Raw genomic sequence first — 16,459 nt, 5'->3', positions numbered from 1 at the left:
GGCGCACGGGCAGCGGTGAGGGATTCGGCTCAAGGCGACCGCAAGTCTCCGAACACCCCGCGCCGGGTGAGCTCGGCGATCATGATCTTGGCCATGAGGTCGGCGCGTTCCACGCAGGCCCGGCGGGCACCCTCGGGGTCGCGGGCATGGATCGCCGCGGTTTCTGCCTCATAGCCTTCGAGGAAGTCGGCCTTGGCCTTCGGGTAGGACAGCCAGAATTCGGACGGCGCGAAGCTCTTCCCGGCGCGGATGGTGGCATGTAGCCGTGGCCCGGCGTACTCCTCGTTGATCGCGTCGCGGTACACCCAACAGGCTTCCTGGAACGAGCGGGTGTCCTTGGTCGCGCGCAGGATGCGCAACGTGTCGTCGAGATGCGCGAGGATGCGCGGGGTGGGATTGGTGGCGCAGCGGGCCGACGCGATGCCGTTGAGGATGCCGTAGAGCTCATGATGTTCCGCGACGGTGGCCTCGTCGAATCTGGAGACGAACGCGCCGCGGTGGTAACGGGTGGACAGGATGCCGTCGTGCTCCAGTTGCACGACGGCTTCCTGGATGGGGACGCGGCTCAGCCCGAGATCGCGGACGATCTCGTTGCGGTCGATGCGGTCACCGGTACGCAGCTTGCCCGTCATCACCTGGTTGATGATGTAGGTGACAACCTGGTCCTTTTCCTTGACCCCGTACTTCTTCGGCACCCTGCCTCGGACCCCCTGCGGTGTATGCGTTGCGCCAGTTTCTCACGCGCTTGCCCCGGTGGTGGCCTAAGTCAATGCCGGTTCGGGCGTTGTGGGAAGTCAGGCGCCGGATCGGCCGTCACGCCAGCGGCACAGGGCCTCGGCCGCGGTGAGGTCGTAGTCGGGCCCGTTGGCGCCGACCGTGAGGATCGTGACGCCGAGGTCGGCGAGGGCGTCGGCTTCGGCGAGCATCGCGTCGATGCCGCCGGACTCCTGGACTCCGGCCGACCGCTCGACCGTCGCGGGATCGCGGCCGACCGACTGGCAGTGTCCGGCGAGTACCTGCGCCTTGCCCGGGTAGGTGGTGCGGTCGACGAACGCGTGCCAGATTCCGGCGTGCTCGGCGACGAGCCGCAGGGTCTTACGTTCCCCCTGCCCGCCGATCAGGATCGGGATGTCGCGCGTGGGTGCCGGGTTGAGCTTGGCGAGGCGAGCGCGAATCCGCGGCAGCGCAGTCGCGAGATCGTCGAGCCGGCTGCCCGCGGTGCCGAATTCGTAGCCGTACTCGTCGTAATCCTTTTGTTTCCAACCGGATCCGATTCCGAGGATCAGCCGGCCATCGGAGATGTGGTCGACCGTGCGGGCCATGTCGGCCAGGAGCTCTGGGTTGCGGTAGGAGTTACAGCTCACCAGGGCGCCGATCTCGATGCGCGACGTCTGCTCGGCCCAGGCGCCGAGCATCGTCCAGCATTCGTAGTGCGCGCCCTCGGGATCACCGTAGAGCGGGAAGAAGTGATCCCAGTTGAAGGCGATGTCGACGCCGATGTCCTCGCAGCGGCGTACCGCGTCGCGGATATGGCTGTATTTGGGAGAGTGCTGGGGCTGCAGCTGCACACCGATGCGAATGGGAAAGGTCACCTTCGCGAGCGTACTCAGACGCCCCAGCACTCGAAACCGACGTCACATGCCGATCTGGCTGTCCGGCTTCCACACCGCGACGACCGCGGGCCGCGCCGGCGTGTCACCGCCACCCGGCCAGTGCGACAGCGGCTTCTCCAGGCTGTAGTCGTCGCCCTCGCCCGGGTGCTGTACGCACACCGTCACGAGGTTGTCGGTCACCACGGGCCCACACGTCTCCGCACCGACCGGCACCGACAGGAATTGTTTGGTCTCACCGCGATTCGGCCCGTCGAGCGCCACGGCGAACAAGCCGTCGTTGGCGTCGAGCGCATTGCCGTCGGTGGATATCCACAGATTGCCGTGGCTGTCGAATGCGAGGTTGTCCGGGCACGAGATCGGGCTGACCTTCTCCTTGTCGAAGCCCGCGTAGTACGTGTCGGCGGCCTTGGGGTCGCCACACACCAGCAGCAGGTCCCACGTGAAGTCGGTGCCCGCGTGGTTGTCGGTGATCTCGAGGATCTGACCGTTCTTGTTCTCGTTGCGGGGATTGGCCGCGTCGACGGGTGCCTTGCCCTCGGTGCCGCGCTTGTCGTTGTTGGTCAGCGCGACATAGACCTTGCCGGTGTGCGGGTTGGCCTCGAAGTCCTCGGGCCGGTCCATCTTGGTGGCGCCGGCCTTGTCGGCGGCCATGCGGGTGAACACCGCGACCTCCTGGGCGGTGAACCCGTCGACCAGCGATTCGCCTGCCCCGTTCGGGCCGGACTTGAGCAGCGGGACCCAGGTGCCGGAACCGGCGAACGAACCCTTCGACGGAAGCTTGCCGGTGCCGTCGATCTCACTGGCCGGGATGTCGCTGCTCAACTTCGCGACGTAGAGCGTCCCCTCGTCGAGCAGAGTCATGTTGTGGGCCATGGCAGCTGGATCGGTCCCGGGTTGGACCTTCTTGGCCGACACGAACTTGTACATGTAGTCGAAGCGCTCGTCGTCGCCGGTGTAGACGACGACGGTGCCGTCATCGGTCACGTAGACGTTGGCACCCTCGTGCTTGAGCCGTCCGAGCGCCGAGTGCTTGACCGGGGTCGACGCCGGGTCCCACGGGTTGACCTCGACCACGTAGCCGAACCGGTTGACCTCGTTGGGCGACTTCGCCAGGTCGAACCGGGGATCGAAGTTCTCCCACTTGAGTTCCGAAGGCTCAAGGGCGATGCCGTAGCGGTCGAAGCGATCGGCGTCGACGGGCCCCGGCGCCGGGCTGCCCTCGGCCGCACCGAAGTAGCTGTTGAAGTTCTCCTCACCGGAAAGCACAGTGCCCCAGGGTGTTACGCCGCCCGCGCAGTTCGCGAAGGTGCCTGCGACGGTGCGGCCGGTCGGGTCGGCGGCAGTCTTGACGAAGTCCGTTCCCGCGGCGGGCCCGGTCAGCGTGAACGGGGCGTCGGCGGTGATCCGGCGGTTGTAGCGGCCCATGACCGGCTTGAGCGCCCCGTCGGCGCCACGCTCGACCTCCACGACGCCCATGCCCATCGCGGCGATCTCGATGTCGAACTGTTCGCGGGTGGGAGCATCGGCGTTGTAGCCGGGGAACATGAACTGCGGTGTGACGTATTCGAAGTTGGTCACAAGCAGGAAGCGATTGTTCTGTCCGGGGATCGGCATGAGCGCCGCGAAGTCGTTGTTGAAGCCGAACTGCTTGCGCTGCGCGTCGGCGGTCTGCTTGTTCAGATCGAACGCCGGCGCGTCGGGGAGGATCGGATCGCCCCACGAGATCACCACGTGCTGCCGGTACCCCTCGGGGATGACGACGGCGTCCTCGGTGTTCGGGGCCACCGCGGCGAATTTCATGCCCGGCGGGGTTTCGACGGGGGCGGCCGCGGGGGAGGGGGTCGGAGCGGGCTGATCGCCCGTGCCGCACGCGGCCAGCACCGATCCGGCGCCGACGGCCAGGACGGTCACACCCGCGGCCTGCAGCACCGAGCGCCGCGACATCTGCTGCACGATGTCGCCGAAATACTCGTTGTCACTGGTGTTGGGAACGGGCTTCGAACACGCGTCACCGCACCGGTAGCGGCAGGTCACGTGCTGACGCGACGAGATTCCGCGGTGGGTGACAAAGAGATTCAACGGTACAAGCGCCATCGCGCGCAGATCCTTCCGCTCGATACCGGCCGAGGGCTGGGCGGCCGGGTCCGGCGGAAACCTACGGGAGCCGAACTAGCAGCGGGTTAACAGCAGGCAACCAGCTAGCTATCAAGAAGATTCCGCAGGATCTGCACGAGCGCCGCGGGCTGGTCACCCTGCACCGAATGCCCGGAGTCGGCCACCACATGGGTTTGCCGAAAGCCGGGCGCCGTGGTGGCGAACAACTCGGCGTCCTCGTCGTTGACGAAGAACGATTTCGCGCCGCGGATCAGTGTGGTTGGCATGGTGATCGACGGCACGTCGTCCCACAGTCCCTCAAAGCCGTCGCCCTTGCGGAACGAGTCGTAGCGCCATGTCCAGGTGCCGTCATCGAGCCGCTTGGAGTTGTGGAAGACGCCGCGGCGCAACGATTTCCGGTCCCGGTGCGGTGCGGCGGCGATCGTCACGTCCAGCATCGCCTGAAAAGTGGGGAACGTCCGGTTGTCCTGAACCAGCGCCACGGTGCCCATCTGGGCCTTCGTCATCTCGGTGTGGCGCTCGGGAGCCGACGGCGTGACGTCGACGAGCGCAAGTTCGGGCACGAGGCCCGGTTCGGTCGCGGCGATGCGCAGCGCGGTCAACCCGCCCAGCGACATCCCGACCACGAGGCGCGGGTTAGGTGCGTGCTCGCGCAAAACCGGCTTGAGCGTCTCGGCGTTGAGCTTGGGTCCATAGTCGCCGTCGTCGCGCCACTGCGAGCGGCCATGCCCCGGCAGATCCACGGCGAGCGCGGGCTCGCCAAGGCCGAGGATCACGGTGTCCCAGGTGTGGGCGTTCTGCCCGCCGCCGTGCAGGAACACCACACGTGGCGGCTCGGCGCCGAACTTCAGCGCGCTGATCGGCCCGTGCTCGATGCGCTCTACGCGCGGCAGCGGCCCGCTCGCGCCGATCTGCTCGGCGTTCTCATGCAGGAGCCCGAACTCATCGAGCCCGGGCAGTTCGTCATCGGAGATTCCCGGGTTGACCACGCACCGACCCTACAAAACCGTCAGCTCGCCCACGAGACCGTGCGCAGTTGCCTTCTTGACGTGATGCCGAGCTTGACGAACACCTTGCGCAGATGCCACTCGACGGTGTGCACGCTGATGAACAACTGCGCGCCGATCTCTTGGTTCGTCAGACCTTCGCCGGCCAGTTTGGCGATCTGGGCTTCCTGGGCGGTGAGTTCGTCACCGGAACCGATCGCCTGCTTGCGCGCCTTCTCCCCGGTGGCGACGAGCTCACGCCGCGCCCGTTCGGCGAAGCCCTGCACGCCCATTCGGTTGAACATCTCGTAGGCGTCGTTGAGTTGCTTGCGGGCGTCGAGCTTGCGGTGGACACGTCGCAGCCACTCGCCGTAGGCCAACCGGGCACGTGCACCGTGAAGTGCGATCTGCCCGCGCTCGAGCCGCTCGATCGCCTCGCGGAACAGATCCTCGGCCGAGTCGTCGGTGGCCAGCATCGCCCGCGCGGTCGCGACCACACCCAGGCCCCAGTCCGTGCCGCTTGCCCCGGCCCGCTGCTCGAACAGTGCCAGGGCCCGAGCACCGGTCTCGTGGTCGCCCAGATGTGCTGCGGCCTCGATCATCTCGAACAGACACCAGCTGAAGAACCCGAGATCCTCGTATTCGCAACACCTGCGGGCAGCCGCGAGCGCCTCCGCGTAGCGGCCGAGCCCGTTGAACAGCACAGCCGACAGGAACTCGGTGAGGCCCACGAGGCGGCCTTCGCCCTGTGCGGTGGCGGCCGCGGCCGCGTTCGCGATCAGATCAGTGGCCTCGCCATGGACACCTCGCCATGCCGCGAGGTTCAGCGTGTGGTATTTCCTCGGCGCACCACCCGTCGCGGCGGCGATGGCCTCGGCTTCCTCCAGAAGGCGGGTGGCCGAGGTGAATTCGCCCATGTACACGTGAATTCCGGCCCGGTATACGAGTGCGGGTGACAGCGCCGCGAGTGCGCCGGTGGCGCGGGCATGCCGGACCGTGTCGGTCGCGATGTCGGCCAGCACCTTGTCGTCCCACAGCTCGTGGGCGGCCGATTCCTGTGCGATCGGAAACGGCCAGTGTCTGCCGGTGCGCGGCAACTCCGCGGTGCTCCACAACTGCAGCGCCGTACGGAGATGGTCGGCGCCTGCGCCGGGACCGTCGAGGATGCGACTTGCCATGCCGCTCAGCAGAAAATCGACCGGACGGCGCAGTTCGGTGAGGTGATCGACGGCTGCGCGCGCGGTTCGAGCCACCTCTGCCAAGGTGCCGGCCGAGCCGAGCCGACCCGCGTACATGGCGGCGGCGAGCGCCTCGAGATGGGTCTCGCGCGCCAAGTCGTCGTCGAGCCCTTCGAGTCCCTTTGCGGCGCTGAGCAATTGCTCGGCGGCCTGGCCCGTCCTGATCGCACCCGCGGCGCCGCTGCGGCTGCGCGCGAACTCCATCTGGGCCCGCATCCGCACCACATGGGCATGCTGAAGCTTGGTGAGCGGAGCCAGTTCGGCCATCGCGAGTAGCTCGTAGGCGGCCTCGGGTGCTGCCGCGTCGCGTTTCGCTTGGGCGGCGGCGATCGCTCTGGCCCCGCGAAGGCCCGGGTCCGACGTGAGAGTGGTGGCTCGCTCCAAGAAGGCGGCCGCGGCCGCGACCCCGCCTCTGCTCTGCGCCCGGTCTGCGGAGGCCTCCAACATCTGGGCCACGGATTCGTCGGGGCCGGATGCGGCGTTCGCGGCGTGCCAGGCGCGGCGGTCGGGATCGAGCTCGGCATCGGTCGCGTCGGCAAGGGCTCGGTGGATCTCGCGGCGATCGGTGAGGTCGGCGGCCCGGTAGGCGGCCGACCGCATCAGCGGGTGGGCGAAGTGGACCCGCGCGCCGAACTCCACCAGGCCCGCGGCTTCCGCCGGCGCGAGTGCGTCGACCGGGATCGCGAGCTCGGCCGCGGCGCGCACGAACAGGGCTGCGTCGCCTACCGGTTCGGCCGCCGCGAGGAGCAACAGCCGCTGAGTCGCCTCGGGCAGCGACTTGATGCGGCGGAGAAACTCCTCCTCGATCGCTGCCGTCGACGAGCGCTTGCCGGAGATCCAGAACCCGCCGGCAAGAGCGGTCGCGGACACACTCCGCGGCACCTCGAGTATCGCCAGGGGTATGCCACGCGTCTCCGCCACGATGCGGTCGCGCACCCGAGGGTCGATGCCGGTCAACAGCACGGAGTCCAAGAGATCGCGGGCGTCGGCGTCGGACAGTCCCTCGACCACCATCTCCGGGAGGCCGGCCAGATCGCGGTTCCCGGCGCCGCCGCGCGTCGCGAAGACCAGGGCGACCGGCTCGGCCAGGAGTCGCCGGGCAACGAAGGCCAGCGTCTGCAACGACACCTGGTCGAGCCATTGCGCGTCGTCGACGATGCACAGCAGCGGTTTGTCACCGGCCGCGGCGGCGATCAGGCTCAGCACGGCCAGCCCGACCAGAAACCGGTCCGGTGTGGTCCCGCCCGTGCGGCCGAATGCGACGTTGAGCGCTTCACGTTGCGGCTCGGGGAGTTCATCGAGGTAGGTCAGCAGCGGCGCACACAGCTGTTGCAAGCCCGCGAACGCGAGTTCCATGTCGGATTCGACGCCTGCGATCTGCACGCGCTGGAACCCCGACGCCTGTTCCGAAAGATGTTCGAGGAGTGCGGTTTTGCCCACACCTGCTTCGCCGCGCAGTGCCAGCACCTGGCAACTGCCCGATCGCACTGTCGATATCAGATTACGAAGCGTCTCGCATTCGCTCCCGCGACCACGCAGACCCATCCTCTGACCCTATAAAACGCGACTTGTGGAGCCCTAACCGCGCTGCGCGGTCAAGGCTCCACAAGTCGCTGAAAACTAGCTTTCGATGAAGGTTTCGAGCTGCGCACGCGCGACATCGTCCGGCAGCTGCTTCGGCGGGCTCTTCATGAGGTAGGCCGAGGCCGCCTCGACGGGGCCGCCGATGCCGCGGTCCTTGGCGATCTTGGCGGCGCGCACCGCGTCGATGATGACGCCTGCCGAGTTGGGGGAGTCCCACACCTCGAGCTTGTACTCCAGGTTCAGCGGCACGTCGCCGAAGGCACGGCCTTCCAGGCGCACGTAGGCCCACTTGCGGTCGTCGAGCCAGCCGACGTGATCGGACGGGCCGATGTGGACGTCCTTGGTCTTGAACTCGCGCTGCAGGTTGCTGGTGACGGCCTGCGTCTTGGAGATCTTCTTCGACTCGAGGCGCTCACGCTCGAGCATGTTGAGGAAGTCCATGTTGCCGCCGACGTTGAGCTGCATCGTGCGGTCGAGCTGCACGCCGCGGTCCTCGAACAGCTTGGCCATCACGCGGTGGGTGATGGTCGCGCCGACCTGGCTCTTGATGTCGTCGCCGACGATCGGAACGCCCGCGTCTTCGAACTTCTTGGCCCACACCGGGTCCGAGGCGATGAACACCGGCAGCGCGTTGACGAACGCGACGTTGGCGTCGATCGCGCACTGGGCGTAGAACTTGTCGGCTTCTTCGGAACCCACCGGCAGGTAGGAGACGAGGACGTCGACCTTGGCGTCCTTGAGCGCCTTGACGACGTCGACCGGATCGGTGTCGGACACCTCGATCGTGTCGGCGTAGTACTTGCCGATGCCGTCGAGGGTCGGGCCGCGCTGCACCGTCACGTTGGTCGGCGGCACGTCGGCGATCTTGATGGTGTTGTTCTCCGAGGCGAAGATGGCCTCGGACAGATCGAAGCCGACTTTCTTGGCGTCCACGTCGAACGCGGCCACGAACTTCACGTCCCGGACGTGATAGGGCCCGAACTTGACGTGCATCAGGCCGGGCACGGTCGTGTTCTCGTCGGCGTTCTGGTAGTACTGCACGCCCTGCACAAGGGAGGATGCGCAGTTACCGACGCCGACAATGGCGACCCGGATTTCTCCTGCGTGCTCAGACATGGACGGTCTCCTTACTCGTTCCGTACTGCTCGGCCAGCGGCCTATGTTGTGGTGTCAGGGCTTTGCTCAGGTGTTTTCTGGGCGTCCCTGCGCTGTGCGTTCCGCCGCGATCAACTCGTTGAGCCATTTGACTTCTCGTTCGCTGGACTCCAGCCCCAGCTGGTGGAGCTGGCGGGTGTACCGGTCGAACGAACTGCTTGCCCGCGCGACTGCTTCACGCAGACCTTCCCGGCGTTCCTCCACCTGACGGCGGCGCCCCTCCAGAATTCGCATCCTGGCCTCGGCCGGGGTGCGGTTGAAGAAGGCGAGGTGGACACCGAATCCGTCGTCGGAGTAGTTCTGCGGTCCGGTGTCGGCGACGAGCTCGGTGAACCGCTGCTTGCCGGCGTCGGTCAGTTGGTAGACCCGGCGCGCGCGGCGCACTTTCGTCGCCCCCTGCGGTGCGGCGTCCTCGACGATCAGTCCATCGGCCTGCATGCGGCGCAGTGCCGGATAGAGCGAGCCGTACGAGAAGGCCCGAAAGGCCCCCAACAAACCCGTCAGTCGTTTGCGCAGCTCGTAGCCGTGCATGGGCGATTCGAGCAGAAGACCCAGAATCGCGAGCTCCAGCACGTAAACCACCCCCTCAACCGAACTATGGATTGTCGCTACGACGAATCAACACCTCGGGCAACTGTATCGCGCCGATATATTGAGCGCCAAGCGAGGATGACAAAGTAATTGCTTTGTCACATTGCCGGTGGTGGGTCGGCATACGCTCCGTGGGTGATCGTTCCGGAGCGGCTGGCTGGGGAATTTTCGGAGCTGACGGCCGCTCACCTCGGTCCGGAGCTTGCCCGACGGCTCGCAGCCCTAGGCCGACCAGCGGTTCATCTGGCGCTCGGCGGCGCGAGCGCGAGTTCTGCGGTCGGCTGCCGGATCGGTGGAAGCCCCATCCTGCCGCGCGGGCAGACGTGGCCGTCGTGCATCGACGAGGTCACCGGAGACGAGCGGCCCTTGGTGTGCCTGGCGGTCCTGGACTTGGCGCAGTTGACTCCGTATGCGGCCGTGACCGGGTTTCCGACTGACGGTTATCTGACGTTCTTTTACGCCGATGACGCGGAGATGCCGCCGTGGGGCGAGGCGCACCAAGCCGCCGGCTGGCGAGTGATCCACACCGCGTCGGATGCGGCGACCGAGCCAGAGCCGACCGCCGGCGTGACGGTGTGGGCGCCGCGCACGTTGGATCCAGAGCCGGCGATGAGCCATCCAAGGGTCAGCGACGCCGAGGTGCGCGCACGGGTCTTCGCCGATGAAGAGCCTGCGGCGGAAGCAACCGTGGATGCCTACCGGGGGTTGGAGATGGCGTTCGGCCACCTGGGCGAATCGTCCGGACAACCGTTGTTCACCGATACCCGCCGCGGGCACCAGGTCGGTGGATGTCCGCAACCGGCGAACCATGAGCCATTTGTCTGGGCGGACCACGAAACCGGCGCACCAGAGCCGTCAGAGTGGCGGTTGTTGCTCCAGCTCGATGCCGACGCCCGCATCACCGAGAAGCACCGCACAAGTCCCGTTCGGTATTTCGATGACTGGCTCGGGGATTTCACCATCTATTACCTGGCGAAGCACGCCGACTTGCGGCGCACCGACTTTTCGCATGCCTGGCTGATCGGACAACGCTGAACGCACCCGCTCAGCGACTGCTGCGGTAGATCTCTTTGACGGTGCCGTCGGGATAGAGGTCGATGGTTCCGCCCCCGAAATCGCTGCTCACGATCACTTCGACGTTGACGAGTTCGGGCGTCGACGGGTCCTCCGACGGCGTGATGCGCAGCCACGAGCTGCTCACGTCCTCCGGCTTGGTGTTGAGCGTCTCGGCAGCACCCCGCAGGATGGCCAGCGCCTTCTCGACGTCGAACTTCGCGAGGTCGACCATCCGGTCGTCTTCGTCGACCGCGTCGGGCGATTGCGGATCACCCCACCCGCCCACATAGCGGTAGTAGACCTCCCTGCGGTTGTCCTGCGGATCGGGCCGGTACAACATCGCCGAATCGGGGTCGATGTGCAGCTCGTAGCCCATCGTGTTGCCGAACTTGTTCCGCATCTGCTGGAACAGGCCGTTGACGCCGTTGAGGCTCTGCAACTGTCGCGGCGGCGTGAGAACCTCGGCGGCGATGCCGTCGGGTTCGGCGCCCGGATCGGTCTGGAAGCTCAGCGGCGAGGACGTGTTGCCGTACACGCCCCAGCCGATGCCCATGCCCAGCAGCACCAGCACGGCGGCCGTCGCCAGCTTGAATCCCCAGCCACCCGAGCCGGGCTGCCGGGGCGGGCGCGGTGGCTTGAGCGTCGGGAGCTGCACGGGCGCGTTGGAGTTCTGCAGATCGTCGACGAGGGCGGCCAGATCGCCGAGCGTCGTGGCGTTGGTGGCGGCGCCCACGCGCTGTCGGTGCTCTTCCATCGACAGCTGGCCCTCGCTCAGTGCGCTGTCGAGCACTTTGCAGGTGTCGTTGCGATCACTGTCTTTGGCGCGTGTATTCGAGGTCTGCCGCGTTGCCACGCGGATGATCGTAGGAGCTGTGACGCGGTCGCGCCTCGGTCTCTGGGGTGCCGACGTACTCTGGTCATCGTGCGATTGCAGAGACAGGTGGTGGACTACGCGCTTCGGCGCCGGTCCCTGCTGGCCGAGGTCTACTCGGGCCGCACGGGTGTGTCGGAGGTCTGCGATGCCAATCCGTATTTGCTGCGTGCCGCGAAATTCCACGGCAAGCAGAGCTCGGTGATGTGCCCGATCTGTCGCAAAGAACAGCTCACGTTGGTTTCCTGGGTGTTCGGGGAACACCTGGGTCCAGTGTCGGGATCGGCACGCACGGCAGAGGAGCTGGTGATGTTGGCCAGCCGCTATGACGAGTTCGCGGTACACGTGGTGGAGGTATGTCGGACCTGCAGTTGGAATCACTTGGTGAAGTCGTACGTGCTCGGCGCCCCTCGGCCTCCGAAGGCGCGCGGCACCCGATCTGCGCGCAAGTCCGCGCGCACGGCCAGTGAATAGCGAAGGGCGCCACAGCCGGTCAGCCAACGACGTCCGTAACGCGGCTGACCGCCTTGGTGCACGCCAGAAGCCACCGGCCCGGCCGGCTCGTTCCGGTCCCGCGGTTCCGCCCGACGACCGGTTGACGGCCGTGCTGCCGCCCGTCCGTGACGGCGGCCCCGCGCCGATCGACGTCGTCAAGGCCGCGCTCGACGGCACGCCTCCTCCGAAACCACCGCCGCCCCCACCGGGCGGCGGCGGACCGTCGGGGCCATCGGGTCCGAAGCCCCCGAAGCCGGGCAAGCAGTTCCGCATCAACTGGAAGTGGGTGCGTCGCGGGTCGATCGCCGCGGTCGCGGTCATGGTGCTGTTGCCGTTGGTGACCTTCGGTATGGCGTACATGATCGTCGACGTCCCGCAGCCCGGTGACATCCGCACCGCCCAGGTGTCGACCATCCTGGCCAGCGACGGCAGCGAGATCGCGCGCATCGTGCCGCCGGAAGGCAACCGGGTCGACGTCAAGATCGACCAGATCCCGGTGCACGTGCGCGATGCGGTGATGGCCGCCGAGGACCGGGACTTCTACTCCAATCCGGGGTTCTCGTTCACGGGCTTCTTGCGGGCCATCAAGAACAACCTGTTCGGCGGCGGCGGCCTGCAGGGCGGGTCCACGATCACGCAGCAGTACGTCAAGAACGCACTCGTCGGAGACGAGCGTTCGGGTGTCGGCGGTCTGGTCCGCAAAGCCAAGGAACTGGTCATCTCGACCAAGATGGCCGGTGAATGGTCCAAAGACTCTGTGCTGCAGGCCTACCTGAACATCATCTACTTCGGCCGCGGCTCGTACGGCATCGCGGCGGCCTCGCAGGCGTACTTCGGGAAACCCGTCGAACAGCTGACGGTCGCCGACGGCGCGCTGCTTGCCGCGCTGATCCAGCGGCCATCGACGCTGGATCCCGCGGTGGATCCCGAGGGTGCCGCCGACCGGTGGAACTGGGTGCTCGACGGCATGGTCGACATCGGCGCGCTGTCGGAAAGTGACCGCAAGGCACAGGTTTTCCCGCCGACGATCCCGCCCGATCAGGCCACCCAGCAGAACCAGACCACCGGGCCCAACGGGCTCATCGAACGCCAGGTCACCAAGGAACTCCTCGACCTGTTCGACATCAGCGAGCAGGCGCTGAACACCGAGGGCTTGCAGATCACCACGACGATCGACCCCAAGGCGCAAAAGGCCGCCGAGGAAGCCGTGGCCGAGTACATGGACGGCCAGGATCCCGACATGCGGACGGCGGTCGTGTCGATCGATCCACGCGACGGCGCGGTCAAGGCCTACTACGGCGGATCGGACGCCAACGGGTTCGACTTCGCCCAGGCCGGCCTGCCGACGGGTTCGTCGTTCAAGGTGTTCGCGCTCGTGGCCGCGCTGCAGCAAGGCATCGGGCTGGGGTACCAGGTCGACAGCTCACCGCTCACGGTCAATGGGATCAAGATCGGAAACGTGGAAGGTGAGGGCTGCGGCACCTGTTCGATCGCCGAGGCGCTCAAGCGCTCCCTCAACACGAGCTACTACCGGTTGATGCTCAAGCTCCAGAACGGGCCAGAGGACGTCGCCAAGGCCGCGCACGAGGCCGGCGTCGCCGAGAGCTTCCCCGGCGTCGAGCACACGCTGTCCGAGGACGGCAAGGGCGGCCCGCCGAACAACGGTGTGGTGCTCGGGCAGTACCAGTCCCGCGTAATCGACATGGCTTCCGCCTACGCGACGCTCGCGGCGTCGGGCGTGTACCACAAGCCGCACTTCGTGCAGAAGGTCGTGAACTCCTCCGGTCAGGTCCTGTTCGACGCGTCCGAACAGGACAACGGCGAACAGCGCATCGACAAGGCGGTGGCCGACAACGTCACCGCGGCGATGCAGCCGATCGCCGGGTACTCGCGCGGTCACAACCTCGCGGGCGGGCGTCCGTCGGCGGCCAAGACCGGAACCAACCAGCTCGGTGACACGGGCGCCAACCGCGACGCCTGGATGGTCGGTTACACGCCGTCGCTGTCGACCGCGGTGTGGGTTGGTACCACCGGTGGCGACAAACCGCTCGAGAACCAATGGGGTTCACCGGTCTACGGATCCGGGCTGCCGTCCGACATCTGGAAGGCCACGATGGACGGCGCGCTGGAGGACACCGAGAACGAGTCCTTCCCGAAGCCCACCGAGATCGGCGGCTACGCGGGTGTGCCGCAGGCTCCTGCCACGCCCGCCGGACCGCCGACGTCCGGTCCGCCGACCAACCCCGCGCTGCCGTCACAGACCGTCATCCAGCCGACCATCGAGGTGGCTCCGGGCATCACGATCCCGATCGGGCCTCCGACGACCGTGCCGATCGGACCGCCGCCAGGCGCGCCGGGTGTGCCAGTGGCGCCGGGAGCGCCCGGCGTCCCGGTTGTACCGGGTGGTCCGGCACAGCCGCCGCCTCCGTGACGGACCGCGTATCGCCGGCGCCCCTCGCGGGAGACCTTCGGAGCGATGACGACCGCGACCTGCCCAGCCGCACCGACGGTCTGAGTTCGGCGCTCTCACAAGTGGTCGGCGGTCCGGTGGGCCGGCATGCGCTGATCGGCCGGTCGTGGTTCATGACGCCGCTGCGCGCGATGCTCGTGATCGCGGTGGTGTTCCTGGCGCTCGGCTACACGACGAAAGCGGCCTGCCTACAGAGCACCGGGACCGGCACCGCCGGGCAGCGGGTGGCCAACTGGGAGAACAACCGCGCCTACTATGAGCTCTGCTACTCCGACACCGTCCCGCTCTACACCGCGGAGTTGTTGAACCAGGGGAAGTTTCCCTACAAGTCGAGTTGGATCGAGAAGGACGGCACCGGCAAGCCCCGGGTCCAGTACGACGGCAGCCCCGCGATCCGCTACATGGAATATCCGGTGATCACCGGTGTCTACCAATACGTCTCGATGACGTTGGCGAAGACTTACACCGCGCTCACCAAGCTCGTCGCGATCCCGATCATCGCCGAGGTCGTGATGTTCTTCAACATCGCCGCGTTCGGCTTGGCGCTGGCCTGGCTGGCGACGATCTGGGCGACGTCGCGAATGGCAGGCCGACGCGTGTGGGACGCCGCGCTCGTGGCCGGATCGCCCATCGTGATCTTCCAGATCTTCACCAACTTCGACGCATTGGCCACCGCCGCCGCGGCAGGCGCGATGCTCGCGTGGGCGCGGCGAAAACCCGTACTGGCCGGCGCGTTGATCGGGCTCGGAGTCGCGGCCAAGCTCTATCCACTGCTGCTCCTCGTCCCGCTCGTGATGCTCGCGGTTCGGGCGGGCCGGCTGCGTGAGGTCGGCAAGACCGCGCTGACCGCGGTGCTGACCTGGTTGGCGGTGAACCTTCCGATCATGGTGTTGTTCCCGCGGGGCTGGTCGGAGTTCTTCCGGCTCAACACCCGCCGCGGTGACGACATGGATTCCCTCTACAACGTGGTGAAGTCGTTCACCAACTGGCGCGGATTCGATCCTGAGCTCGGCTTCTGGGAACCGCCGACAGTACTCAACACCGTAACGGCGATGCTGTTCGCGGCCTGCTGCATTGCGATCGGCTACATCGCTCTGACCGCGCCCAAGCGGCCGCGCGTCGCGCAACTCGCGTTCTTGGTGGTCGCGGCATTCCTGTTGACCAACAAGGTGTGGAGCCCGCAGTTCTCCCTGTGGCTCGTGCCGCTGGCCGTGCTGGCGCTACCGCATCGACGAATCCTGCTGGCGTGGATGACGATTGACGCGCTCGTATGGATTCCGCGCATGCTCTACCTGTACGGCGAGGCCAACAAGGGTCTGCCCGAACAGTGGTTCACGACGACGGTGCTGCTGCGCGATATCGCAGTTATTGCGTTGTGCGCATTGGTCATTCGTCAGATCTACCGTCCGCAGCTCGATCTCGTCCGGTGGGGCGGGCGCGTCGACGACCCGACCGGCGGCGTGTTCGACGGAGCTCGCGACAACCCGCCGCGCTGGCTGCCCGACTGGCTTCGGCCGTCGACGGGCCGCGTGCGGGTCGAACCAAAGCCCGACCCCGAGCCTGAGCCCGCTTCGGTCGGTGCTCAGCCCTGATACGGCGGATAGTACTGGGGTGGAACCGGATTCCGGTTCGCCTGAATCCACGCGGTAGTGGACGGCAGCAACACAAGCACGAGCGTCGCAATCGCAAACAGCAGACCCACAAGGTCAGACCCTGCTCCGCGGCTGTACTCGTAGTCTCCTATTGTCGAGGCCACCAACGTCAGACTGATCAGGACGCTCAGACCGGATACGGTGCATCCTGCGACTACAAGCCAGCGACCAACCATCTTGCGGAGCATCAACATCACTGTCCCGACCAGGAGCAGCAGCCCGCAGACGATGTTCAGCATCACGATGGCGATCAGCGCCGTCCACGCACCGTCGGTGACCGCGGAGGTGTTTTGAAAGGTCGCGTCTTCCATGATCGTGGCAAGACCGAAGGCCATGAGGAGGCCGCCAAAGAAGTTCGCCACGCCACCGAGCCCGGCCAGCACGATCGCGGTGATCGCGGTGCCGCCGCTCGGTGAGGAGCGTGGCACTGGTTGGTACTGGTACTGGTATCCGCCCGGGTATCCGGCCTGCGGTGGATATCCCTGCTGCGGGTAGCCGGGCTGCTGCTGGGGGTAACCGGGTTGCTGCGGATGTCCTGGCTGCTGGCCAGGGAAGCCCTGACCGTAAGGACCGTACGGATAGTTCACACAACCACCTCGGCTACATGGATAAGGAATTCAGCCTATCGCCAGG

At 66.8% G+C, this 16,459-nt stretch carries 13 protein-coding genes; 4 read left to right on the top strand and 9 right to left on the bottom strand.

Translation table 11 applies throughout. The features are described from left to right. Positions 1-29 precede the first annotated feature (29 nt). The 7 genes from ACRCUN_RS08255 to ACRCUN_RS08225 all read right to left on the bottom strand — a co-directional run bounded on the left by ACRCUN_RS08255 (position 30) and on the right by ACRCUN_RS08225 (position 9,264). The gene (locus ACRCUN_RS08255; protein ID WP_462141143.1) at positions 30-695 is read right to left on the bottom strand and encodes a GntR family transcriptional regulator; all 666 of its coding nucleotides are present in this window, start codon (positions 693-695) and stop codon (positions 30-32) included. Between the two features lie 99 nt (positions 696-794). Beyond that, positions 795-1,610, bottom strand: a complete 816-nt coding sequence (locus ACRCUN_RS08250; protein WP_462141348.1) for an LLM class F420-dependent oxidoreductase — start codon at positions 1,608-1,610, stop codon at positions 795-797. A 24-nt stretch (positions 1,611-1,634) separates the two neighbouring features. Then, positions 1,635-3,707, bottom strand: coding sequence for a PhoX family protein (locus ACRCUN_RS08245; RefSeq protein WP_462141142.1), 2,073 nt, complete (start codon positions 3,705-3,707; stop codon positions 1,635-1,637). A 104-nt stretch (positions 3,708-3,811) separates the two neighbouring features. Beyond that, on the bottom strand, positions 3,812-4,717 hold the full coding sequence (locus ACRCUN_RS08240; RefSeq protein ID WP_462141141.1) for an Rv0045c family esterase: 906 nt from the start codon (positions 4,715-4,717) through the stop codon (positions 3,812-3,814). A gap of 20 nt (positions 4,718-4,737) precedes the next feature. Beyond that, the gene (locus ACRCUN_RS08235) at positions 4,738-7,497 is read right to left on the bottom strand and encodes a helix-turn-helix transcriptional regulator (protein ID WP_462141140.1); all 2,760 of its coding nucleotides are present in this window, start codon (positions 7,495-7,497) and stop codon (positions 4,738-4,740) included. 75 nt (positions 7,498-7,572) lie between these two features. Then, positions 7,573-8,652, bottom strand: a complete 1,080-nt coding sequence (locus ACRCUN_RS08230) for an inositol-3-phosphate synthase (RefSeq protein WP_067849993.1) — start codon at positions 8,650-8,652, stop codon at positions 7,573-7,575. 66 nt (positions 8,653-8,718) lie between these two features. After that, the gene (locus ACRCUN_RS08225) at positions 8,719-9,264 is read right to left on the bottom strand and encodes a PadR family transcriptional regulator (protein ID WP_067849995.1); all 546 of its coding nucleotides are present in this window, start codon (positions 9,262-9,264) and stop codon (positions 8,719-8,721) included. A 153-nt stretch (positions 9,265-9,417) separates the two neighbouring features. Between ACRCUN_RS08225 and ACRCUN_RS08220 the strand changes: the two genes are divergently transcribed. Next, entirely contained in the window at positions 9,418-10,317 is a 900-nt protein-coding gene (locus ACRCUN_RS08220) for a DUF1963 domain-containing protein (RefSeq protein ID WP_462141139.1), read from the top strand. 10 nt (positions 10,318-10,327) lie between these two features. Here the strand turns inward: ACRCUN_RS08220 and ACRCUN_RS08215 are convergent, their stop codons facing one another. Next, complete coding sequence (locus ACRCUN_RS08215; protein WP_462141138.1) at positions 10,328-11,191, bottom strand: DUF1707 SHOCT-like domain-containing protein; 864 nt, start codon at positions 11,189-11,191, stop codon at positions 10,328-10,330. A gap of 69 nt (positions 11,192-11,260) precedes the next feature. Between ACRCUN_RS08215 and ACRCUN_RS08210 the strand changes: the two genes are divergently transcribed. Genes ACRCUN_RS08210 through ACRCUN_RS08200 form a run of 3 tightly spaced genes read left to right on the top strand, consistent with a single transcriptional unit; the run spans position 11,261 to position 15,766 of the window. Then, complete coding sequence (locus ACRCUN_RS08210; protein WP_067850108.1) at positions 11,261-11,683, top strand: DUF5318 family protein; 423 nt, start codon at positions 11,261-11,263, stop codon at positions 11,681-11,683. Then, positions 11,676-14,135, top strand: a complete 2,460-nt coding sequence (locus tag ACRCUN_RS08205; protein ID WP_462141137.1) for a transglycosylase domain-containing protein — start codon at positions 11,676-11,678, stop codon at positions 14,133-14,135. Before ACRCUN_RS08210 ends, ACRCUN_RS08205 begins: the two co-directional genes overlap by 8 nt. Beyond that, positions 14,132-15,766 (top strand): glycosyltransferase family 87 protein, encoded by a 1,635-nt coding sequence (locus ACRCUN_RS08200; RefSeq protein ID WP_462141136.1) that lies wholly within the window; start codon positions 14,132-14,134, stop codon positions 15,764-15,766. The genes ACRCUN_RS08205 and ACRCUN_RS08200 overlap by 4 nt, the downstream gene beginning before the upstream one ends. Here ACRCUN_RS08200 and ACRCUN_RS08195 read toward each other — a convergent pair. Next, positions 15,757-16,413, bottom strand: coding sequence for a hypothetical protein (locus ACRCUN_RS08195; RefSeq protein WP_462141135.1), 657 nt, complete (start codon positions 16,411-16,413; stop codon positions 15,757-15,759). The genes ACRCUN_RS08200 and ACRCUN_RS08195 overlap by 10 nt on opposite strands. Positions 16,414-16,459 lie beyond the last annotated feature (46 nt).

It is taken from the genome of Mycobacterium venezuelense, assembly GCF_054919535.1.
The sequence above is the reverse complement of the archived record's forward strand: the minus strand, read 5'-3'. Positions and strand labels throughout refer to the sequence as shown.